The following is a 22,768-nucleotide window of genomic DNA, read 5'->3' on the forward strand; positions in this document are numbered from 1 at the left end:
GGAGACGCGGGTGGCGTCACCGTGGAAGCGGCGTTCGCCGTCGCGGCACTGGCGGTCGTGCTGGTGCTGTGCGTGGGTGGGCTCGCCGCGATGGGGATGCAGGTGCGGTGCGTCGACTCGTCGCGTGAGGCCGCGCGGTTGGCGGCCCGCGGTGACGAGGGCGCCGCCTCGGACGTGGTGCGCAGGGGTGGGCCCGCGAGTGCGGACCTGGTCCTGCGCCGCGACGGTGGGTTCGTCGTCGCACGGGTCAGTTCGCGGTCAATGTTGTTGCCGGGCATCACCATTGCAGCCGAGTCGGTGGCGTCCGTGGAACCCGGACTCTGAACGCGGTTCGGCCAGCGTGGTGGCGGCCGCGGTGATGGCGGTGCTGATGGCGTTGACCGTCGGCGGGGCAGTAGTGGGCTCGGCGGTGATCGCCAGACATCGAGCGCAAGCGGCAGCAGATCTGGCCGCGCTCTCGGCGGCGGGCCACCTGACGTCCGGGCCGGCGACTGCATGTCAGTCGGCCGCGTCGCTCGCCGCGGCGATGTCGGCGACGATGGCGTCCTGCACGGTCGAGGATCTCGACGTCGTGGTGACGGTCGAGATCCCCGTCGCTCTCGGGCGCTGGGGCGTCCACTTGGCGAGGGCAGCCGCCCGCGCCGGGCCGGCCTGACTAGGTGCGAGCGGACTTCTCCGCGCGAGGCTTGGCGCGACGAGTGATCTTGCGCGGCGGGAGATTCAGTTCGTCCTCGGTTGGCAACCGCAGGGACAGCAGCCCGGCCAACGTGTCGTCGTCGATCTCGACACGGTGTGCCGTGACGTGGATGGGCGTCCACCCACCGTCGAGTGCCCGCAACCGCAGCACGTGGGAAGCCGTGCCGGAATCGAAGGCAGTGGCCATCTCGGCGAGGTGGACCTCGTCGTCGGGATGGACGATGGGTTCGCCGTCCTCCTGGGCGCGCCAGTCGTAGAACGGGCACGGCTCGTCGAGCCACTTCAAGAGCTTCCACGTCTTCAAGTCGACCAGCGCACGGTGGACACCGGGCTGAGCCAGGCCGTTGAGGATTCGTTGCCCGAGATCGTTGGGGGGCTCCGCGGACTCGTCGCGTGCGCCGCGCCAGTTCATGGCCCGACAGATCAACCTGTCACGCCCGGTGTCGTCGGCTTCCTCCAGTACCCGTGCCGCGAAGCCGACGGTGATCGGTTTGCCCTTGTAGTCGGTGATGTCCCAGGTGCTGCAGAAGGTTCGGCCGGCCTCCGGCTTGATCGCCACCGCAAGCACCCGCGCCTCGCTCGGGTTCAGGTTCCGCGTGGGCAGGTCCTCGGCGAACGCACGCCCCTGCGTTGCCTCGACGGTGGGATCGAGGCCACTGTTCGTCAGCGACTCCGGGGTGTCCGTGGCGATCCCATTCGACAGATCCCACTTCAACGGGCCGGGCAGCATCCTGTCCGGCGGTTCCTCGTCCGGCGGTCCGATCCAGACGTGGACGCCGTGGATCCGACCGTCGGTCATCTGCACCACCTCGGTGCGAATCACCCGATCGCTCTTGGGCGTCAGACTGCTCAGCGCCTTGCCTGCGTGCACCGTCTCGTTGATCGCCGTCTGAATGGCCATCAGGTTGGGGTTTCGACGCAAGAAGGCGCTGATGGGCACCATGTTCTTGGTGTTCTGCCCTTGCGCAACGACGGCAGGCTCGCTACCAAGTGTCTCCACGAGGAGCCAGTCGTGCGTCATGGCGGCATCTTACCGTCGGGTGCCGCACGGCCTTAGCCGGAGCGTCCGACGACGAAATCCGTGGTCAGCCGCGTGCTCGCAGCGTCGGGCGGGCATTCGAGACGTGCACCACTATTGCGTTACCCCTTGCCAAGGGGTATTTTTTGCTTGCGCCTGGGTTGCCGGGACTGAGAACGGATCGCGTTGTCCGGCCGTTGCTCGCAGTCGTCGAGGTGTTCGGCGTGCATTCACTGGCGTCCGTTGCCGTGCCGTGGCAGACGTCCGTCGAGGGGTGGGCCGTCGCCACGGGGCGGTTCACGGCGCCCCCTTCGCCAACTCGCCGAGCATCAGTCGGAGCACCGTCACGGCGCCAGCCTTGTCGAGTGGATCGTTTCCGTTCCCGCACTTGGGTGATTGCACGCACGAGGGGCAACCCCGGGGGCACTCGCATGCCTCGATCGCCGAGGCCGTCGCGTCCCACCAGGTGCTGATCTGGCGATACCCGCGGTCGGCGAAGCCGGCTCCACCGGGATGGCCGTCGTAGACGAAGATCGTCGGCGTCCCCGTCTCCGGGCCCACCGCCATCGATACTCCACCGATGTCACCGCGATCGCAGCTGGCCACCAAGGGGAGCAGTCCGATCGCCGCGTGCTCTGCTGCGTGTAGCGATCCGGGGACTCGCGTGTCGGCAATACCGCTGCGCTGCAACGCCTCCGGCTCGATGGTGCACATGACGGCCATGGTGTCGAGCGCCTGGGTGGGCATGTCGAGGTCCACGAAGTCGATGACCTCGCCGTTCATTCGTCTACGCAGATAGCCGATCACGGTGTGGCTGACCGATACCGGTACCAGTCCCACGGTGACGGGTCCCAGGGTGCGACGCTCACCGAAACCGGTCACGGTGACGTCGGTGAGCTCCCTGGCCGACGTCGAGTACCCGGGATCGTCGGCGCGAACGAAGGCGATGCCGTCCTCGAAGTCGAGCGAATCGACGACGTAGCTCTCACCCTGGTGCAGGTAGACCGCGCCGGGATGCACCGATGACGGCGCCTGACCCGCTCCCGTGCTGCCCAGCATGCGACCCGTTCCGGTCTCCACGATCGCGATCTGCCCACCCGATGAACCCCGGATGTCGACGGCGGGATGTGGATCCAACCCTGGCGCGGGGAAGTACCCGGCAGGTCGTCGTCTCAGGAGGCCATCGTCGACGAGGGCATCGGCGACCGCCTCGGCGTCCCACGTGCGTACCTCGGCCTCGGTGAGGGGCAGCTCGGTCGCTGCGCAAAGTAGCTGCGGGCCAAGGACATAGGGATTGGAGGGATCGATCACTACGCGTTCGATCGGCTTGTCGAGCAACGCGGCGGGGTGATGCACCAGGAAGGTGTCCAACGGATCGTCCCGGGCGATCAGCACGATCAGGGCGCTCTGCCCGCGCCGCCCCGCACGCCCCGCCTGCTGCCAGAACGAGGTGACGGTGCCGGGGAACCCGGCCAGCACCACCGCGTCTAGGCCGGCGATGTCGACCCCCAGTTCGAGCGCGTTCGTGGTGGCGAGCCCGCGCAACTCACCGTCGGTCAGGGCTCGCTCCAATGCCCGCCGGTCCTCGGCGAGGTAGCCGGCCCGGTAGGACGCCACCAGGCCGGCCAGATCGGGCGCGACGTCCTCCAGTCGCGCCCTTGCGCCGAGAGCGGTGAGCTCGGCCCCACGTCGCGACCGGACGAACGTCAGCGTGCGCGCGCCCTCGGCGATCAGGTCGGCCATCACCTGCGCCGCCTCCGATCCGGCGGATCGCCTTACCGGGGCTCCGTTTTCGCCGGTGATGTCGCCGCGCAGGGCCGGTTCCCACAGGGCCACCGTCCTGCCGCCCTGCGGTGAGCCGTCGTCCGTGACCTCGGCCACGGTGTGGCCCAGCAGCTCCGATGCGGTGGCCGCGGGCAACGACGTCGTCGCACTCGCGAAGATCACGGTGGGGCCTGCACCGTCGCCGGGCGAGTAGCGCTCGCACAAGCGCACCAGGCGTCGTAGCACCATCGCCACGTTCGAGCCGAATATCCCTCGGTAGTAATGGCATTCGTCCACCACGACGTACTTCAGGTTGCGGAGGAAGACTGCCCAGCGGGCGTGGTTGCGCAACAGGGACAGATGGATCATGTCGGGGTTGGAGAAGATCCACCGCGAGCGTTCGCGCGCATACCGTCGCGCGTCGGTCGTACTGTCGCCGTCGTATGGGCTGGGTGCGACGTCGGCGAGTCGGTCGATCGCGTTCGTCAGCGACTGGGCGGCCCGCAGCTGATCATGGCCGAGGGCCTTCGTCGGCGCGAGGTACAGCGCCCGCGCTCGCGGATCCGCCGCGAGCGTCGTGAGGATCGGCAGCTGGTAGGCGAGTGACTTGCCCGACGCGGTCCCCGTGCTGAGCACCACGTGGCGACCGGAGTGGGCGAGGTCGGCTGCGGCTGCTTGATGGGTCCACGGCTCCGTGATGCCGCGGTCCACGAAGGCGTGCACGACGTCGGGATCGGCCCACTGCGGCCAGGGCTGCGGGCGGGCCCGGCGGGGAGCGAGGTCGGAGACGTGCCGCAGCGGATGCTCGTCGGGTCTGGTGCCGTCGACGGCACAGGCGAGCAGTTCGCGGCCGAAGTCGGAGTTCCCGCCTGAAACCGCGTCGACCACTCCCTCGGACACCTTCCCTCCTCCCGAATTCTAGGCAGACCACCTCGTCGAATCTGGCCGGCCGCCGCGAGGGTCCCATACCTGACCGACTATGCCCGGTCGCGGGCGGAACTGGTCGGTCGCGCATCCGGCACGGTGCCGCAGCGGGGATGCCTCGCTGGCCTAGTGTCGGAATCGTGAGCCAGCTGTCCTTCTTCTCGGCAGAGGCGGTGCCGCCTGCGGTCGCCGACCTCACCGGGATACTGGCTGCGCCGGGACAGATCGTGCTCGTCGGCCAGGGCGACGACCGGGCCGCGCGCCTGTCGGTGGTGGTCGATCAACTGTGGCGTGCGGAGGCGCTGGCCGAGATGATCGCCGAGGCCGGCCTGCAGCCGGAGATCGGGCGCACCGACGAGAACAGCCCCTTGGTCCGGACGGCGCCCGACCGGCGTCTGTCGGCGATCGCGGCGAACTGGACGCGCGGTGCCGTCAAGACTGTGCCTCCGCAGTGGTTGCCCGGTCCGCGCGAGCTGCGGGCGTGGACGTTGGCCGCCGGCACCCCGGAGGCCGACCGTTATCTGCTGGGATTGGATCCGCACGCGCCGGATACGCATTCCACACTCGCCTCGGCGATGATGAGGGTGGGAATCGCACCGACGTTGATCGGCACTCGCGGGACGCACCCGGCACTGCGGATCAGCGGTCGTAGGCGGCTATCGCGCCTGGTAGAGAACGTGGGGGAACCTCCGGACGGCACCGATGCGTTCCAGCATTGGCCCCGTACCTGATGCCCTCGGAGAATGAAGCCAGTTTGCGTAGGCTCGCCCGGAGTGCGAAATTGTCAGTTGCCGTGGGCTGGTGGGGCCGCTGATTCAGTGGTCCCGCGTTCACTGGCAGCGTAGAAGTGGAGCGTAAACACAGTTGGCTGACCAGGACAGTGGCAGCGGCAACGGCAGGATCAGGCGACTCGTCATAGTCGAGTCGCCCACCAAGGCGCGCAAAATCGCCGGATACCTCGGACCCAGCTACATCGTCGAATCGTCGCGAGGACACATCCGCGACCTGCCGCGGGCCGCCGCCGACGTCCCCGCGAAGTACAAGTCGGAACCCTGGGCTCGGCTCGGGGTCAACGTCGACGCCGACTTCGAACCGCTCTACATCATCAGCCCCGAGAAGAAGAGCACGGTCACCGAGCTCAAGGGCCTACTCAAGGACGTCGACGAGCTGTATCTGGCGACGGACGGTGACCGCGAGGGCGAGGCGATCGCCTGGCACCTGCTCGAGACGCTCAAACCCAGCATCCCCGTCAAGCGGATGGTCTTCCACGAGATCACCGAGGCGGCGATTCGGGCGGCCGCCGAGGACCCCCGCGACTTGGACATCGATCTGGTCGACGCGCAGGAGACCCGCCGCATCCTGGATCGTCTGTACGGCTACGAGGTCAGCCCCGTGCTGTGGAAGAAGGTCGCGCCGAAGCTGTCGGCGGGCCGCGTCCAGTCGGTGGCGACCCGGATCATCGTGCAGCGGGAGCGCGAGCGCATGGCGTTCCGTAGTGCCGGCTACTGGGACGTCACCGCGGAGGTCGACGCCAGCGTCTCGGACGCGCAGGCGTCGCCGCCGAAGTTCACGGCCAAGCTGAACACCGTCGACGGCAAGCGTGTCGCCAGCGGGCGGGACTTCGACTCGCTCGGAGCGGTCCGCAAGCCCGACGAGGTGCTGGTTCTGCACGAGGCGTCGGCGTCGGCACTGGCGAGCGGGCTGCGGGGTGCCCAGCTCAGCGTGGCGTCCGTCGAGCAGAAGCCCTACACCCGCCGCCCTTATCCGCCGTTCATGACCTCCACGCTGCAGCAGGAGGCCGGTCGCAAGCTGCGGTTCTCGTCGGAGCGCACGATGAGCATCGCTCAGCGGCTGTACGAGAACGGCTACATCACCTATATGCGCACCGACTCGACGACCCTGTCGGAGACGGCGATCAACGCGGCCCGCAACCAGGCCAAACAGCTCTACGGCGAGGAGTACGTCCATCCGACGGCTCGCCAGTACACCCGCAAGGTCAAGAACGCGCAGGAGGCCCACGAGGCCATCAGGCCGTCGGGCGACGTGTTCCAGACGCCGGGCCAGCTGCACAGTCGGCTCGACAACGACGAGTTCCGGCTCTACGAGCTGGTCTGGCAGCGCACGGTGGCCTCCCAGATGGCCGACGCTCGCGGCACGACGCTGTCACTGCGCATCGCCGGCGCCGCCAGTTCGGGCGAGCAGGTCGTGTTCAACGCCAGCGGCCGCACCATCACGTTCCCGGGCTTCCTGAAGGCCTACGTCGAGAGCCTCGACGAACTGGCCGGCGGTGAGGCCGACGACGCGGAGAGCCGCCTGCCGAACCTGACCCAGGGCCAGCGCGTCGACGCGGCCGATCTGACCGCCGACGGGCACAACACCAGCCCGCCGGCCCGCTTCACCGAAGCGTCGCTGATCAAGTCCCTCGAAGAGCTCGGCATCGGTCGACCCTCGACGTACTCGTCGATCATCAAGACCATCCAGGACCGCGGGTACGTCCACAAGAAGGGCAGCGCGCTGGTCCCGTCCTGGGTGGCGTTCGCGGTGACCGGTCTGCTCGAGCAGCACTTCGGTCGACTGGTCGACTACGACTTCACCGCCGCCATGGAGGACGAACTCGACGAGATCGCCTCGGGCAACGAGCGAAGGACCAACTGGCTCAACAACTTCTACTTCGGCGGCGAGCACGGCGTCGAGGGCTCCATCGCCCGCTCCGGGGGGCTCAAGAAGCTCGTCGGCGGCAACCTCGAAGAAATCGACGCGCGAGAAGTCAACTCCATCAAGCTGTTCGACGACGACCAGGGGCGGGCGGTCAACGTCCGGGTCGGTCGCAACGGCCCGTACCTGGAGCGGATGATCACCGGCGACGACGGTGAACCGACACCGCAGCGAGCCAACCTGAAGGATGAGCTGACGCCCGACGAGCTCACCATCGAGCTCGCCGAAAAGCTGTTCTCCACACCGCAGGAAGGCCGTTCGCTCGGCGTGGACCCGGTGACCGGCCACGAGGTCGTCGCCAAGGACGGCCGGTACGGTCCGTACGTCACCGAGGTGTTGCCCGCGCCACCCGAGGAGCCCGACGACGGTGCGCCCGCGAAGCAGGGCAAGAAGCCGCCGACCGGTCCCAAGCCGCGCACGGGTTCGCTGCTGCAGTCGATGGACCTGGAGACGGTGCAGCTCGAGGACGCGTTGAAGCTGCTCTCGTTGCCCCGCGTCGTGGGCACCGACCCCGCCGGCGAGGAGATCACCGCGCAGAACGGTCGCTACGGCCCGTACCTGAAGCGCGGCAACGATTCTCGATCGTTGGCGACTGAAGACCAGATGTTCACCATCACCCTCGACGAGGCGCTGAAGATCTACGCCGAGCCCAAGCGGCGAGGCAGGCAGGGCGCCGCGACGCCGCCGCTGCGCGAGCTGGGCAACGACCCGGTGTCGGAGAAGCCGATGGTGATCAAGGACGGTCGCTTCGGCCCGTACGTGACCGACGGCGAGACCAACGCCAGTCTGCGCAAGGGCGACGACGTCATGTCGATCACCGATTCGCGGGCCTCGGAGCTGCTGGCCGATCGTCGCGCGCGGGGCCCGGTGAAGAAGAAGGCCCCCGCGAAGGCGCCTGCGAAGAAGGCCGCCAAGAAGGCCCCCGCGAAGAAGGCGGCGAAGAAGAGCTAGTGGTTTAGGCGTCGAGTGGCACCCGCAGTGCGGTGTTGATCACGACTTCGAAGGCAGGGTCGAGCGTCGCCGCCACGTCATCGGCGTCACCGAACACCTCTCCGACGAGCCGTTTTCGAAGTGCACTGAGTGATGAGGTGGCGGGCTGTTCGGGAAATCGGTTGAAAGACCTAATGATTCGATCTTCCAACGCACTACGATCGATCACCAGAGCATCCTATTGGCTGGCGACGTTGCTTGGAAGCTCTGACGGCTCAACGAGGTTGACGGGCCGGGCCAGTTGGGTCGGCGCCGATCGGCCGCGCAGTTCGACGATCTCGCCGACATCCCAACACAGTGCCTCCGCATCCAGCGCACCACTGACGGCGATGGCCGACGCCAGCACGTGACCCTGTTCGAGCTTGGCCAACTCGGTGAGCCTGGCCGCCTCGTTGACGGGGTCACCGATGACCGTGTATTCGAAGCGGGCCTGGGCGCCGATATGGCCTGCGATCGCGCGACCTGCGGACACCCCGATGCCGAAGTCGGTCTGGCCCAACACCTCAATGAGGTCGTCGTGCAGTTCACGCGACGCAGCGAGCGCGGCACCCGAGGCGTCGGGGTGCTCGATGGGCGCGCCGAAGATCGCCAGCGCCGCGTCGCCTTGGAACTTGTTCACGAAGCCACCGTGCCGGGCGACGGTGTCGACGATGACGCGGAAGAACTCGTTGAGCAAGCTGACGACCTCGGACGCCGGCTTGGTGGACGCCAGCTGAGTGGAGCCGACGAGGTCGACGAACAGCACGGCCACGTCGCGTTCCTGGCCGCCGAGTTCCGTCCCGCGCTCCAGCGCACGGCGGGCCACGTCCTCGCCGACGTAACGGCCGAACAGGTCCCGAAGCCGTTGCCGTTCGGCCAGATCGCGCACCATGTCGTTGAAGCCCGCCTGGAGCAGACCGAGCTCGCTGGCGTCGTAGATCTGCATGTGGGCGTTGTAGTTGCCGCGCTGCACTTCGCCCAGGGCCCAGCGCAATTGGCGCAGGGGGTCCGCGATCGACATCGCCACCAGCACGGTGCCCGCCAGTCCGATGACCAGTGCGGCGATGGCCAGCAACAGGATCGGGGTGTTGAGCCGCTCTGCGGGTGCGGTCAGGATCTCGAACTTGCTGGCCACCAGGGCCAACACGATGGCCAGGATGGGCACGCCCGTGGACAGCACCCAGGTGAGCACCTGCCGCTGGATCACGCCGGGCGCCCGGAAGTTCTCCGGGACACCACCCCGCAGCGCGGCGACGGCGACGGGCCGCAGCACACGCTCGGACTGCAGGTACCCGATGATCGCGGTCGCGGTTGCGCCCAGGGCCGTAGCGACCGCGACGACGGGTGCCGAACGGCTGGCCACCGGCCAACTGGCGGCGATGAAGACGATGGAACCCAGGCACCAGTTCGAGACGCTGATCACGGACCGGTAGTAGGGCATCCTCAGGGCCCGCACGCGGGCCAGTGCCGTCACGGCCGGGTCGCTACCCGCGAGCAGGCTGTCGCGGCGCTGCCAGCGGATCACCGGGAGTAGCAGTCGCAGCGTCAGCCAGGCCGCGACCGTGAAGGAGATGAACAGGTAGCCCAGAAAGACGGCCAGGTTGAACGCGGGCAGGTCTTGGAGCTGGATGCGGTCCTCGGACGGCAACCCGAACCGCAGGAAGCCCAGCACGAACAGCGCGCCGATGATGTCGGCCTGCAGAATGCCGAGGGTGAAGACCGGCCACGGCGTGCGCGCCACCCACCGGACGAATGCGGTGATTCGCCCGATCGGTGGTGCCAGCGCGGTCATGGGACAACCGTATCGGTCCCAGGGGGCCGATACGGGCCCTGTTCGACGCTGTCTTCGGCCGTGTGTCGGCGTGGAGCACTAGTGTTGGCTCTCGATGAGCGGTGTTTTCTCGCGTCTTGTGGGGCAGGACGCCGTCGAAGCCGAGTTGTCGGCTGCGGCGCAGGCAGCCCGCGGTGATTCGGCTCACAACCCGCTGGCTGCGGGCGCCATGGGCCGCCGGATGACGCATGCATGGCTGATCACCGGGCCTCCGGGTTCGGGCCGGTCCATCGCCGCCGTGTGCTTCGCGGCGGCCCTGCAGTGCACGTCCGAGGGCATGCCCGGGTGCGGAGAGTGCCGTGCCTGCACCACCACCATGGCGGGCACCCACGCCGACGTACGGCGGATCATTCCCGAGGGCCTCTCGATCAGCGTCAAGGAGATGCGCGACATAGTCCAGATCGCGTCGCGGCGGCCCGGCACCGGGCGATGGCAGGTCGTCGTCGTCGAGGACGCCGACCGGCTCACCGAAGGTGCTGCGAACGCGCTTCTCAAGGTGGTGGAGGAGCCGCCCGCGTCGACGGTGTTCCTGCTGTGCGCGCCGTCGGTCGACCCGGAGGACATCGCGATCACGCTGCGGTCGCGCTGCCGCCACGTGGCTCTGGTGACGCCGCCGCTCGACGCGATCGCCAAGGTGCTGATCGACAACGACGGCATGGGAGAGAAGGACGCCAGGTGGGCGGCCTCGGTGAGCGGCGGCCACGTCGGGCGGGCGCGCCGGTTGGCCACCGACGAGCAGGCCAGGCACCGCAGGGAACGTGCGCTGGGGCTGGCCCGTGACGCGGCGACTCCGTCGCGGGCGTACGCGGCCGCCGAAGAGTTGGTGGCCACCGCGGAGGACGAGGCGAAGGCTCTCACGGGCGACCGGAACGAGGCCGAGACCGAGGAGCTGCGAACGGCCCTCGGTGCGGGTGGCACGGGCAGGGGCGCCGCCGGTGCGCTGCGAGGTGCGACCGGAGCGCTGAAAGATCTTGAGAAGCGCCAGAAGTCGCGGCAGACGCGGGCTTCGCGCGATGCGTTGGACCGTGCCCTGATCGACTTGGCGACGTACTTCCGCGACGCGCTGCTGGTGTCGTCGGGTGCGGGCGCCATTCAAGCCAACCATCCGGACATGGCGGACAAGGTGGCGGCGATGGCGGCGCACGTCCCGCCCGATCGGCTGCTCCGCTGCATCGAGGCGGTGCTCGGATGTCGCGAGGCGTTGGCGGCGAACGTCAAGCCGAAGTTCGCGGTGGACGCCCTGGTGGCCACCGTCGGGCAGGCGCTGCGAGGCTGACGGTCGGCGGCGGACGCTGAGCGAATTGGGTACCGGGCACCGGCTCACGTAGACTCGTCCCGCCCCAGACCGAAGGTTCTTCGCGCAAGTGCTGATCGGGCCGGGCGTGCCGCCTTAGCTCAGTCGGTAGAGCGTCTCACTCGTAATGAGAAGGTCCCGGGTTCGATTCCCGGAGGCGGCCCCAGTTCCCCTCCCTCACTCCGCGAACGCCTCCATGGCGGCAGCTTTGGCGGTGTTGGCCGCGGGGAAGCCGGCGTATCCCGTGGCCTGGTAGACGACTTCCGCCAACTCGTCGTCGGTGAGGCCGTTGGTGCGGGCGATCCGGAAGTGGGCGACGAGTTCGTCGGACGCCCGCAGCGCGATGAGGATCCCCAGTGTGACGAGACTGCGGTCGCGGCGGCTGAGGCCGTCACGCGTCCACAGCCTGCCGAAGACGTTCTCGACGCCGATGTCCATCAGTTCGGGTGCGAAGCCGTCGGTGCCGAAGTCGACCTCCCCGTCGGGAAGGACGCCCGGCAGCAACTCGCGGAAGACCTGCAGACCCTCGTCACGTAAGTTAGTTATGCTTACCATCTTAGGGCGGTGCCACGTATCCGACGGGGCCGGACGCCAGGCACACCGACAGCGCGGACGTATTGGCGCTGGCCAGGACCGCGTCCCCGGCTCCGGACAGGCGCACGAAGACGCGGTTGAGTCCGGGGTGCACCGGCACCCTGGTCGGGTCGCCGTTGGACAGCGCGAAGGTCATCGAACCGTCGCTGTTGGCCAGGTAGTTGATCTCGGCCGTCCACTCCGTCGGCAGCATCGGGCCGTCGAGCGGCATCCGAACCGGGGCGTCGGGTTGGACGAGGTAGCCGCACTGCGGCTTCGGTCCGGCCATGGTGTGCCGCACCCAGGTCACCTGCGCGTCGACCAGGTGACCCTTGCGGTCGAACGTACGCAGATTCGTTGTGCTGGTACTGAATTCGGGGCGGTCCCGCACCAACGCGAAAACGTGGCTGAAGAGGTTGTCGGGCCACGCGAAGCGTTGCAGGATCAGCGGGTCGACCTCTTGATCGAGCAGGGGCGCGGTGGTGGCTGAGTTCGCCGCGGCGAGGCTCGTCAGCGCGTTGTCGACGTAGGCCCTCGTCGGATTGTTGCGCCAGCTGGTGGTGAACGTGGCGGTCGAGTAGGCACAGCTGGCCACGAAGAGCACCGCGCACGAGACGACGACGCCGGCCCGGGCGCGCGAGGCGTCCAGCCGGGCCGACGCCACCCGGTTCGGCGCGCAGAACCCGATGGCCGCCAGCAGCGCCAGCACCACGGCCAGGTCAGGCAGATAGCGCAGCGTCTGAGCCAGCTCGATGGCGGTGAACCGCGACGACCGCATGAGGTAGATCGGCAGCTGACAGGCCACGACGTATCCCGCTGCCACCAGCCACAGCAGGCGTGCGTGTTCCTTGCGTGCCACCGACACCGCGATCACCGCCACCAGAACCAGCCAGCCCACCACCATCACCGGCCACTGCGGCAACGCCCACGGCGACGACGGCGCCCAGCGCTCCCAGTCCCACGGGCCGCCGATTAGAGCGGGCACGATGCCGTGTGTCACCGACCGCACCAGCAGATCCCCGGTCATGGGAAGGTCGAGCGTCCAGCGCCGCTGGTCGACGACGACGAGATAGAGCACGATCGACGCGGCCGTCAGCGCCCCCGACGCGGTCCACAACCGAAAACCGCCGTGCCACACGGTCTTCACAGCGGCCCGATCGCCGAGGACGTAGGCGAGTAGCGCCGTGACCGCGAAGGCGACGAAGGGGATGACCGCGGCCTTCTCGAAGAACAGCAGCCCGACGAAGAACACCACCGTCCCGGTGAGCGCATAGCGCTGATTGCCGGTGCGGATCAACAGAATCGCGTCGGCGCACACCCATGCCATGGCCGCGATCACCGGCAGCGCGTTCAGGGCCGCCGCCCACCAGGCGAAGGCGGGTAGCCCCAGCGGGGTGAGGAGCGCGAAGGTCAGGGGAATCAGCAGCACGGGCCGCCACCCGAGGATCACGTGCAGTGCGCGCAGCATCGCCAGCGATGCGACGAGTTGCAGCACCACCAGGCTGACGGCCGGGCCGATCCAGTTGAACGGTGCGAGCTTGGCGATGCCGCCGGCGACGAGGAAGGCGGCGGGCATGACGTGGCCGTCGTGATCGGCGAACAGATACGCCGGCGACAGCAGGTTGTGGGTGCCCGCGCGGGCGATCAGGATCAGGTCGTCCCAGTAGAAGTAGCCCAGAAACGCCAGCACTGCCCGGACGACGAGCTGCAGCAAGATCAGCATGGCGGCGGTGCGGATGACCCAACGGTCCCCAGGTCGCTGGAGAGCTGGCCACCGGAGTTTCACTGCTGCAGACCTTACGGAACCGTCGTGGGCGTCGGTATGGTGACCCAGTGCGGACACTGGTCACGGGGGCGGCGGGTTTCATCGGATCGACGCTGGTAGATCGACTGCTGGCGGACGGTCACACCGTCATCGGCGTCGACGACCTCAGCTCGGGGAACAGCGCCAACATCGTCGGCGCGGAACGGCACGACACCTATCAGTTCGCCAGGGCCGACATCGTCGACGCCGACCTGCTGGGCCTGATCTCCGACACCAGGCCGGAGGTGATCTTCCACCTGGCAGCGCAGATCTCGGTGAGTCGCTCCGTGACCGACCCGCAGTTCGACTCCAGCGTCAACGTCGTCGGCACGGTGCGTCTCGCCGAGGCGGCGCGCAAGTCGGGGGTCCGCAAGATCGTTCACACCAGTTCCGGTGGTTCCATCTACGGCGTCCCGCCGGTCTACCCGACCAACGAGGACGTGCCCGTCGACCCGTCGTCGCCCTACGCCGCGAGCAAGGTGTGCGGCGAGGTGTACCTCAACATGTTCCGCAACCTGTACGACCTGGACTGCTCGCACATCGCACCCGCGAACGTCTACGGGCCACGTCAGGACCCCCACGGTGAGGCCGGCGTCGTCGCGATCTTCGCCAAGGCCCTGCTGTCGGGCAAGCCGACCAAGATCTTCGGTGACGGGTCCGACACCCGCGATTACGTGTTCGTCGACGATGTCGTCGACGCGTTCGTCAGGGCCGGTGGCGAGGCGGGCAGCGGGCAGCGCTTCAACACGGGCACCGGGGTGGAGACCTCCACGCGTCGACTCCACACGGCCATCGCGGCCGCAGCCGGTGCGCCCGACGAGCCGGAGCTCCATCCGCCCCGCCTCGGTGATGTGCGGCGGTCGCGCCTTGACAACGGTCGGGCCAAGGACGTTCTCGGTTGGGCTCCGATGGTGCCGCTCGTCGACGGCATCGCGCGAACGGTCGACTTCTTCCGCACTTGATGCGACTTGGGCGCGTCAACGTTCGCCACGCGACGTGTGAACTTTCAGGACATCGCTTACAGTTCGCCACGCGACGGTTAGCGCGCCGAAATCGCCGGTTGTTAGTGAGGGTCGGGCGTCCGCGCACCCCCGAGGGCGACCGCCCGCGCCAGCTGCGCGTACTTGAGTTCGAGGTCCTTGAAGCGCATGTACGTGCTGATCGTCGTAAAGAGGAACGCGATGATCAGCGCGTACTCAAGCAGGTCGGTACCGCGGTCGACGCCCAGCCAGTTCGCCACCACCGTCGTGTCGTCCGGCCGCACGATCGCATAGATCGCGAGGAGGACGAACACCACGTAGCCCACCTTCACCCACGCCCGGGACAGCGCGCTGCGCCGGGACCGCAGCAAGTACACCAGCAGCGTGACGATGGCCACGATCAGCAGAACCTGGATCCAGTTCATCGGCGAATCCTCCTTCGCAGCAGCCCGTCGAAGACGATGTTGACGCCGTTCACCAGGGGCTGGCCCTTCGACATCGAGTAATCGGTGTAGAGGATCTCGACGGGTTCTTCTGCCACCCGCCAACCGTTCTCGACGATGTCGGAGACGATCTCGCTGGCGTGCGCCATGCCGTTCATCGTCAGGTTCAGCCCGTCGGCGACGGTGCGGTTGAACACCCGCAGCCCGTTGTGGGCGTCGGTGAGCCCGAGCTTGCGGCTGGTGGGGCTCAGCTTGGCGATCAACGGGAACAGCACCCGCCGCAGCATCGGCATGTCGACCGGTGCACTGTCGGCGAACCGCGTGCCCACCACGATGTCGAGGTCTTCCTTGGTGAGGCGGTCGATCATCCGCATCACGTCCGCGACGCGATGCTGGCCGTCGGCGTCGAACGTCGCGAAGACGGCGGCGCCCGGTCGGCTGCGGGCGTACTCGACACCAGTCTGGATCGCCGCACCCTGGCCTAGGTTGACGGGGTGGCGCACGACGTGGGCGCCTGCCTGCCACGCCTGCTCGGCGGTGTCGTCGCGGCTACCGTCGTCGACGCACACCACGTTGTCGAAGACGGAACGAACGTCGGCGACGACGTCGGAGATGACGGTCGCCTCATTGAAGGCGGGGATCACGATCCACACGTCGTCGTAGCGGTTGCCTCGCATGTCGATGCGACAAAACTACACGGTCACGGTGCTGGGACTCTGGCAAGCGCGACCACGTGTACGGCGATTCCCACCAGCGGACCACAGAGCAGTGCCACGACGGTGCGGGTCTCCAACGCCCACGGCAGGAGAAGCAGGAGAGTCGACGCCAGCGTCGCGCTGATCCACCCCGCGGCATAGGCCCGGTGCATGGCCGCGGCGACCGTCGCGGCGCCGGTCAACGTCAGCAGCGCGATCGCGACGGCCGCGGTGGTAAACCAGGCCAGCAGCGCGCCGCCCGCCTCGTAGTCGGGCCCGAACGCGGTGCGCAGCAGCCACGGCCCCAGCAGTCCGGCGACGAGGACCGCCCCGGCGCCGAGAACCGCCAACACCGCCACTGGCGCCACCAGAGACCGCAGGCGCCGCTCGCGCTGGTCGACGAAGTGCGCGATGAGATTGCCCTGCATCGCCGTCAACGGCACCAGCAGCGGTGCGCGGGTCAGCGTGACGGCGAGGATGACTACGCCGCCCGCCGCGCCGAGGTCGGCTGACGTCGCCTTGAGCAGCACGGGAAAGCCCATGATGAGGATTGCGCTGGCCCCCGCTGCCGCGATCGAGTGGGAGGCGCCGCGCAGGAAGGTGAACATCGTGCCGGGCGTGAGCAGTCGCGCCGCCGCCCGCGTCGTCGGTGAGGCCAGGAGCAGGACCAGCCACGCGATGGAACCGGCCACGGTGGCCCACAGGTAGCCGACCAGTCCCCAGCCGACGAGGAAGGTCGCAGTCGCGACCGCCACCCGTCCGATCGCGTCCCCCACGATCAGCGATCCGTACTGGCTCCAGCCGTTCACCCCGGCCAGCACCCCGAGCAGCGTCGCGTGCATGCAGAATCCGGCGATCCCCACGCTGAGCAGGGCGACGCTGAGCCACCGCGCGTCGACGAAGACGTGACCGGACCACGGCGGCGCACTCCCCGCGACGACCGCCGCGGCGACGACGCCGACCAGGACGGCCACCCACATCGGATGAATGTGCGGGCCGTCGGACTGCGGCGTCTGCCTGGCCTGTCGCACCTCGCGCGTGGACTCCTGCAACAGGCCGTTGGCCGCTCCCGCGAGCAGTCCGAACGCGCCCCAGAACACCGCGAACACCGAGAAGCCGGCTGGTTCCAGGTCACGCGCGGCGAGATAGAGCACCGCGTACCCGCACAGCGCGCTGATGACGGTCGCTGCGCCGACCCTGATGACGCTGCTCCTGGTGACGGGTCCTTGGGAGGGGACGGCCGCGCCGTCGGTCACAGGTCGGGCACGCCCGTCGAGTACAGCCACGCCTGCCACAGCGGCCGCAGTGATTCGTCGGCGTAGTTGGCGGCGAGCCCGGTGAAGTCGTCGGTGACGGCCGTGGCGTGCCGATGCCGCTTCGTCCAGTCCTTCAGCAGCTTGAAGAAGTTCTGGTCGCCGATCGCGCCGCGCAGCACGTGCAGGGTGAGCGCGCCGCGCTTGTAGACCCGGTCGTCGAACATGTCGCGCGGCCCCGGGTCGGACAGCAGCAGATTCTGCGGTGAGTTCCGCAGCCGCTGATGGTAGTAGCGGGCGTGCTCGTCGGCGGTCCGGCCGCCGGAATCCTCGGACCACAGCCACTCGGCATAGCAGGCGAAGCCCTCGTGCAGCCAGATGTCGCGCCACCGCCGCGCGGTGACCGAGTTGCCGAACCACTGGTGTGCGAGCTCGTGCGCGATCAGTCTCTCCGCGCTGCGGGAGCCGTCGCAGTGATTGGCGCCGAAGATCGAGATACCTTGTGCCTCAAGGGGAATCTCGAGATCGTCGTCGGTCACCACGACGGTGTAGCCGTTCGAGAGCGGGTACGCGCCGAACAACTTGACGAAGAGTTTCATCATCTGGGGCTGACGCCCGAAGTCGTGCTCGAAGTTCTGCCGCAACCGTTGCGGCAGAACGGCATTCATCAGCACCGGTTGTTTGGCGAGTCGCTGTTGCTCGTACTGGCCGATCTGCAGTGTGACGAGGTACGTCGAGGTGGGTTCGGGCTGCTCGTAGGTCCAGGTGGTCATGGCTGCCCTGGTGCGGCGGGACTCCAGCTTGCCGTTGGCCACCGCGTAGTACGGGTTCTCGCATGCGATGGCGACGCGGTAGCTCGCCTTGCTGCTCGGATGGTCGTCACACGGGAACCAGGACGCGGCACCGTTGGGCTGGCCCGCGACCAGTGCGCCACAGGTCAGCTCCTCGAATCCGACGTCACCCCAGAGGGATCGGATGGGTTTCGGGTTGCCCGCGTAGCGCACGGTGATCGACAACGCGGCACCGGCGGCCACGGCCGAGGACAGCGTGACGTTCAGCTTTCCGCGGGTGCGACTGAAGTGCGCGGGCCGGTGGCCGTTGACCGAGACCTTCGACACGGAGAGCGCGTCGGACAGGTCGAGGCTGAAGGTCTTCAGCGACGCGAGCGTCACCGCGGTGATGGTGGCCGATCCGGCGAGCCGGTTGATGTTGACCTTGTATTCGATGTCGAGCTCGTACCGCGATACCCGGTAGCCGAAGTTGCCGTTGCCGGGAAGGTAGGGGTCGATGACGGGCGGGGTGCCCTTCGCCGGTCGCTTGAAACGCGTCACGCGGCGCTTGCTCCAGAGTTCTTTCCGGCCTTTGGAGCCGAGCCGCCTCGCTTCTTGCGCTTGACTCCCCACGGCGCGATCGGGTTGCCCTGCCATCGTGACGACGCAGGCACCTCGTCGCCCCGCATCACCAGCGAGGCGGGCCCCACCGTGGCGCCCGCCCCGATCTTGGCGGCGGGCAGCGCCACACAGTGCGGCCCGAGGGTCGCACCTTCCTCGAGGGTGACGGTGTCCAGCCGCATGATGCGGTCGTGGAAGAGATGGGTCTGCACCACGCAGCCGCGGCTCACCGTCGCACCCCGGCCGACGGTGACGAGGTCCGCCTCCGGCAGCCAGTACGTCTCGCACCAGACGCCGCGACCGATCGACGCGCCCAGCGCACGCAGCCACAGGTTCATCACCAGCGTTCCGCTTGCCGCCCGCGCGAACCACGGTGCGGCCACGGTCTCGACGAAGGTGTCGGACACCTCGTTGCGCCAGACGAACGACGACCACAGTGGATGCTCGACGGCTTCGATGCGCCCGACCACCAGCCACTTGGCGATCACGGCGATGGTGCCCGCAGTGACACCCGCCACCAGCAGGACGAGTCCGCCCGCGAGTGACGTCCAGAGCCAACCGAATTCGATGGCGAGGGCCTGCAGGCCGCCGAGCACGGCAACGCCGATGGCGAACGTGACGATCACGGGCAGCAGCCGGCACGTCTCGACCATGCCGCGCATGATCTTCAGCTTGCGTGACGGGTGGAAGGTGCGCAGCACGTCGGCGGCCGTCGGCTGTCGACGCAGGCGGATCGGCGGGCTGCCCAGCCACGACGATCCCGGCTTGGCCTTGTGCGGTGTCGCGCTGAGCACCGCGACGAGCCCGTCGTCGGGCACCCGTCTGCCCGGTTGGGTGATTCCGGAGTTGCCGAGGAACGCCCGTTTGCCGATGGTCGCCGTCGCGACGTGAATCCAGCCGCCGCCGAGTTCGTACGACGCGACCATGGTGTCGTCGGCCAGGAAGGCGCCGTCCTCGACGACGGTGAACTTCGGCGTGAGCAGCGCGGTCGAGATCTCGGTGCCCCGGCCGATCCGCGCGCCGAGCAGCCGCAGCCACGACGGCGTCAGCAGGCTGGCGTAGATCGGGAACAGGTAATTGCGGGCGGCGTCCATCAGCCGTTCGGTGGCCCACAGCTGCCAGCCGATCCTGCTGCGCACGGGGTGATAGCCCTCGCGCAGGCCCAGTGCCATCGCCCGGACGCCGATCACCGTCGCCCACGCGTAGACCACCAGCGCGACCAGGGTGGCGACGGGTGTCCACGCGAGCGCGGGCAGGATTGCGTCGGTCAGCGACGCGGTGTCGCGGATCGCCCAGCCCACCACGGCAAGGCCCGCACCGAGGGCCAGCAGCGGTACGGCGCCGAGCAGGATGGACGTCACGCCGAACATCGCCACCCAGACGGGGGCGCGGGGCGGCCGTTCGCTGGGCCACGGATGGCGCGCCTTGCCAGACTTCACGGCGGGCGAGCCCTTCCAGTACTGACCGGCCTTGACCTTGCCGATCACCCCGGAGCCGGGCGCGACGTCGGCGTTCTTACCGATCACGGCGCCCGGGAACAGCGTGGTCCGGGCGCCGACGGTGGCGTCGTTGCCGATCGTGATCTCGCCGACGTGGAAGAGGTCACCGTCGATCCAGTGCCCCGTGAGGTCCACCTCGGGCTCGATGGAGCAGCGATGGCCCAACGTGAGCATTCCCGTGACGGGCGGGGACGAGTGCAGGTCGACGCCCTTGCCCACCTGGTTGCCGAGCGCGCGGGCGTAGTACACCAACCACGGTGCGCCCGCTAGGTTTTCGGCGCCGCTGGCCTCGCCGAGGCGCTCGGCGAGCCACACCCGCAAGTGGACGGTCCCGCCGCGGCGGTAGGTGCCGGGTGCCAAGCTGCCGATGAGGATCCGCGCGCCGATCACCGCGATCGCCATGCGGCCCAGCGGCGTGACGAAGACGATGAACCCGGCCAGCAGGAGCCACCAGTTCACGGGCACGGCCCAGGACGACGGCCTCACCTCGGCGACCACGTTGTTCAGCAGTGCCAGCCACACCACCCACTGCATGCCCGTCAACGTGGCCAGTGGCACGGACGCCGCGACCTGCGCCAGCTCCGTCAGCCGGGAGACCGGTGTGACGACCCGGGTCTCCACGGCGGCCGGCGGATCGAGTTCGTCGAGGTATCCCGCGAGCGAACCCAGCCGGGGATGGTCGTACAGATCCGCGACCGTCACCTCCGGGTAGCGCGCCCGAAGCGCAGCCACCAACTGCGCCGCGGACAGCGAGCCGCCGCCGAGTGCGAAGAAGTCCTCCTCGGGCCCGCCCACCCGGGCGGCGAGCACGTCCCGCCAGAGGCCGGCCAGCCAGCCGGTGGTGCCGCCCAGATCGGGGCCGTCTCCCGCGTCGTCGGCGACCGGCCAGGGAAGCGCGTTGCGGTCGACCTTGCCCGACGTTCTGGTCGGCAGCTCGTCGAGGAGCACGAGCCTGGGCACCAGCGCGGCGGGCAACGACTCGGCCAGCGCCACACGGGCGGCCGCCACGTCGAAGTCGGGGTCGGCGCTCGCGATGTAGCCGACCAGCAGGGGAGTGCCACTCGCCGTCCGCCGCACGGCCGCTGCGCCGCCGCTGACGCCGGGCAGGTGCACCAGCGCCGAGTCGACCTCGCCGAGCTCGATGCGCCTGCCGCCGACCTTCACCTGGTCGTCGGCGCGGCCCTGGAAGTAGAGGCCGTCGGACTCCAGGCGAACGAGGTCACCGCTGCGGTAGGCGCGCGACCACTCCAGGGTCGGCATCGGCGCGTACTTCTCGGCGTCCTTCTCGGGATCCAGATAGCGGGCCAGGCCGACGCCACCGATCACCAGCTCGCCGATCTCGCCCATCGCCACCGGATTGCCGTCCTTGTCGACGACGGCGAGGTCCCAGCCCGGCAGCGGCAGGCCGATGCTGACCGGCGCCCTCCCCTGAAGTTTGGCCAGGCACGCGACCACGGTCGCCTCGGTGGGACCGTAGGTGTTCCATACCTCGCGGCCCTCGACGGCGAGCCGCTCGGCGAGTTCGGGAGGGCACGCTTCGCCGCCGAAGATCAGCAGCCGCACCGCCTCGAGCGCCTCGGCGGGCCACAGCGCCGCCAGCGTCGGCACCGTCGAGACGACCGTGATGTCACGCGACACCAGCCACGGACCCAGATCCATGCCACTGCGCACCAGCGAGCGCGGGGCGGGCACCAGGCACGCGCCGTACCGCCACGCCAGCCACATCTCCTCGCACGATGCGTCGAACGCCACGGACAGTCCCGCAAGGACGCGGTCACCTGGCCCGATCGGATTGTCTCGCATGAAGACGCGGGCCTCGGCGTCGACGAATGCGGCGGCGTTGCGGTGTGTCACCGCGACACCCTTGGGCGTTCCGGTGGAGCCGGACGTGAAGATGATCCAGGCGTCGTCGCGGATCATCGGGTCCCCGGCGCGCCAGCCGCGGGACGAGCCGGGACCGCGGACCAGACCCTGTTCGGTGATGATCGCCACCACCCCGGCCTCGCCGAACACCAGATCGGCGCGCTCCTGCGGGTCGTCGGCGTCGACGGGCACGTAGGCGGCGCCGGCGGCCAGTGCCGAAAGGATGGCGACGTAGAGCGCGTAGCTGCCCGACGGCATCCGGATGCCGATGCGGTCGCCGCGACCGATACCGCGGGCGGCCAGCCACGCCACGCTCTCCTCGATGTCGGCGATCAGCTCCGCGTAGGTCAGCTGTACGTCGCCGTCGTCGAGGGCGGGAGCATCGGGCTGACGTTCGGCGGTCTCGTGCAGGATGTCGATCAGCGTCCGCGGTTCCGGTGCCGACCGCGACAACAGGTACTGCGCGGGAATGTCCGGCCGAGGGTCCGTTGTCACGTGTACAAACTACTAAGCCGGTGCCCTTCACTCATCGCCGCCGCGCGCCATTCCAATGGATTCCGTGTGATTGCAACCATCGCAGGGGGGCGTCGGCGGGCCTACCGTCGCGACGGTGCGGCTATTCGTGCTGGACGGGTCCGAAGACGACTGGAGTGAGCTGACGGCTGGTGGCGAAACCACCGTCCGGCTGGCGGAGCCCGACCTGCAGCGGGCCCAGCGCGGCCGCGCGCGAATCAGATCCGATCGGCGTGACGTCGAGGTGATCCTCGACATCACGGTGGCGGTGGCACCGGACTTCAGCTCGGTGCGTGATCTGGCTGCCGTGGACGACGGGACGCTGCGCTACGTCGGCACCGTCGACGGGCTGACCGGTCTGATCTCCGACATCGAGGCCGCGGGGTGACCGATGGCGTCACGCTAAGGATCCGCGACACAATAGATTAGGTTTTCGCATCCATGGCCTCTACGGTTGTGGTATGTCGTCGAGCGTGGATGTGGCGGAGTCGATCTCGGGTCGGTACACGGTGCTGCGTGCTCATCTGGATGAGCGGCAGCGGC

18 protein-coding genes and 1 tRNA gene are annotated in these 22,768 nt (G+C 68.7%); 8 read left to right on the forward strand and 11 right to left on the reverse strand.

Features of this window, described 5'->3' with window-relative positions; all coding sequences use genetic code 11:
• Window positions 1-21: 21 nt before the first annotated feature.
• Window positions 22-324 carry a TadE family type IV pilus minor pilin gene (locus tag VET27_RS20300; protein WP_526521376.1) on the forward strand — a complete coding sequence of 101 codons (303 nt, stop codon included), beginning with the start codon at window positions 22-24 and terminating at the stop codon, window positions 322-324.
• Window positions 284-655: an Rv3654c family TadE-like protein gene (locus tag VET27_RS20305; protein WP_526521377.1), complete on the forward strand. Its 372-nt coding sequence runs from the start codon at window positions 284-286 to the stop codon at window positions 653-655. The genes VET27_RS20300 and VET27_RS20305 overlap by 41 nt, the downstream gene beginning before the upstream one ends.
• Here the strand turns inward: VET27_RS20305 and VET27_RS20310 are convergent, their stop codons facing one another.
• The gene (locus VET27_RS20310) at window positions 656-1,717 is read right to left on the reverse strand and encodes a PAS domain-containing protein (RefSeq protein ID WP_526521379.1); all 1,062 of its coding nucleotides are present in this window, start codon (window positions 1,715-1,717) and stop codon (window positions 656-658) included.
• Between the two features lie 294 nt (window positions 1,718-2,011).
• Window positions 2,012-4,366 carry a DNA 3'-5' helicase SftH gene (gene sftH / locus VET27_RS20315; protein ID WP_526521411.1) on the reverse strand — a complete coding sequence of 785 codons (2,355 nt, stop codon included), beginning with the start codon at window positions 4,364-4,366 and terminating at the stop codon, window positions 2,012-2,014.
• Window positions 4,367-4,542: 176 nt separating this feature from the next.
• On the opposite strand from sftH, the gene VET27_RS20320 reads away from it, so the two are divergent.
• Both VET27_RS20320 and topA read left to right on the forward strand, forming a co-directional pair.
• Window positions 4,543-5,133, forward strand: coding sequence for a hypothetical protein (locus tag VET27_RS20320; RefSeq protein WP_526521381.1), 591 nt, complete (start codon window positions 4,543-4,545; stop codon window positions 5,131-5,133).
• A gap of 133 nt (window positions 5,134-5,266) precedes the next feature.
• Window positions 5,267-8,068: a type I DNA topoisomerase gene (gene topA / locus VET27_RS20325; protein WP_526521383.1), complete on the forward strand. Its 2,802-nt coding sequence runs from the start codon at window positions 5,267-5,269 to the stop codon at window positions 8,066-8,068.
• A gap of 4 nt (window positions 8,069-8,072) precedes the next feature.
• Here the strand turns inward: topA and VET27_RS20330 are convergent, their stop codons facing one another.
• Complete coding sequence (locus VET27_RS20330) at window positions 8,073-8,276, reverse strand: hypothetical protein (RefSeq protein ID WP_526521385.1); 204 nt, start codon at window positions 8,274-8,276, stop codon at window positions 8,073-8,075.
• 9 nt (window positions 8,277-8,285) lie between these two features.
• Window positions 8,286-9,878 (reverse strand): adenylate/guanylate cyclase domain-containing protein, encoded by a 1,593-nt coding sequence (locus VET27_RS20335; RefSeq protein WP_526521387.1) that lies wholly within the window; start codon window positions 9,876-9,878, stop codon window positions 8,286-8,288.
• Between the two features lie 94 nt (window positions 9,879-9,972).
• On the opposite strand from VET27_RS20335, the gene VET27_RS20340 reads away from it, so the two are divergent.
• Both VET27_RS20340 and VET27_RS20345 read left to right on the forward strand, forming a co-directional pair.
• Window positions 9,973-11,193: a DNA polymerase III subunit delta' gene (locus tag VET27_RS20340; protein ID WP_526521389.1), complete on the forward strand. Its 1,221-nt coding sequence runs from the start codon at window positions 9,973-9,975 to the stop codon at window positions 11,191-11,193.
• 108 nt (window positions 11,194-11,301) lie between these two features.
• A tRNA-Thr gene (locus tag VET27_RS20345) sits at window positions 11,302-11,377 on the forward strand.
• 11 nt (window positions 11,378-11,388) lie between these two features.
• Here VET27_RS20345 and VET27_RS20350 read toward each other — a convergent pair.
• Together VET27_RS20350 and VET27_RS20355 are read right to left on the reverse strand one after the other, a co-directional pair.
• Window positions 11,389-11,766 carry a carboxymuconolactone decarboxylase family protein gene (locus VET27_RS20350; protein WP_526521391.1) on the reverse strand — a complete coding sequence of 126 codons (378 nt, stop codon included), beginning with the start codon at window positions 11,764-11,766 and terminating at the stop codon, window positions 11,389-11,391.
• Between the two features lies 1 nt (window position 11,767).
• Window positions 11,768-13,507: a hypothetical protein gene (locus VET27_RS20355; RefSeq protein ID WP_526521393.1), complete on the reverse strand. Its 1,740-nt coding sequence runs from the start codon at window positions 13,505-13,507 to the stop codon at window positions 11,768-11,770.
• A 110-nt stretch (window positions 13,508-13,617) separates the two neighbouring features.
• Here VET27_RS20355 and VET27_RS20360 point away from each other — a divergent pair, with 110 nt between their 5' ends.
• On the forward strand, window positions 13,618-14,550 hold the full coding sequence (locus tag VET27_RS20360) for an NAD-dependent epimerase/dehydratase family protein (protein WP_526521395.1): 933 nt from the start codon (window positions 13,618-13,620) through the stop codon (window positions 14,548-14,550).
• Window positions 14,551-14,651: 101 nt separating this feature from the next.
• Here the strand turns inward: VET27_RS20360 and VET27_RS20365 are convergent, their stop codons facing one another.
• From VET27_RS20365 to VET27_RS20385, 5 genes are read right to left on the reverse strand one after another with little or no spacing between them, the layout of a single operon-like run.
• Complete coding sequence (locus VET27_RS20365; RefSeq protein ID WP_526521397.1) at window positions 14,652-14,993, reverse strand: DUF2304 domain-containing protein; 342 nt, start codon at window positions 14,991-14,993, stop codon at window positions 14,652-14,654.
• Window positions 14,990-15,688, reverse strand: a complete 699-nt coding sequence (ppgS, locus tag VET27_RS20370) for a polyprenyl-phospho-N-acetylgalactosaminyl synthase PpgS (protein ID WP_526521399.1) — start codon at window positions 15,686-15,688, stop codon at window positions 14,990-14,992. The genes VET27_RS20365 and ppgS overlap by 4 nt, the downstream gene beginning before the upstream one ends.
• Before the next feature lie 23 nt (window positions 15,689-15,711).
• Window positions 15,712-16,962, reverse strand: a complete 1,251-nt coding sequence (locus VET27_RS20375) for a hypothetical protein (RefSeq protein ID WP_526521413.1) — start codon at window positions 16,960-16,962, stop codon at window positions 15,712-15,714.
• Window positions 16,959-18,290, reverse strand: coding sequence for a M1 family metallopeptidase (locus tag VET27_RS20380; RefSeq protein ID WP_526521401.1), 1,332 nt, complete (start codon window positions 18,288-18,290; stop codon window positions 16,959-16,961). The genes VET27_RS20375 and VET27_RS20380 overlap by 4 nt, the downstream gene beginning before the upstream one ends.
• Window positions 18,287-22,207, reverse strand: coding sequence for a Pls/PosA family non-ribosomal peptide synthetase (locus VET27_RS20385; RefSeq protein WP_526521403.1), 3,921 nt, complete (start codon window positions 22,205-22,207; stop codon window positions 18,287-18,289). The genes VET27_RS20380 and VET27_RS20385 overlap by 4 nt, the downstream gene beginning before the upstream one ends.
• Window positions 22,208-22,322: 115 nt before the next feature.
• Between VET27_RS20385 and VET27_RS20390 the strand changes: the two genes are divergently transcribed.
• A complete protein-coding gene (locus VET27_RS20390) occupies window positions 22,323-22,613 on the forward strand; it encodes a hypothetical protein (protein ID WP_526521405.1) in 291 nt (96 codons plus the stop codon).
• Window positions 22,614-22,768: the final 155 nt, after the last annotated feature.

Origin of the sequence: Mycobacterium sp. (assembly GCF_035633495.1) — a bacterium.
GTDB lineage: Bacteria > Actinomycetota > Actinomycetes > Mycobacteriales > Mycobacteriaceae > Mycobacterium.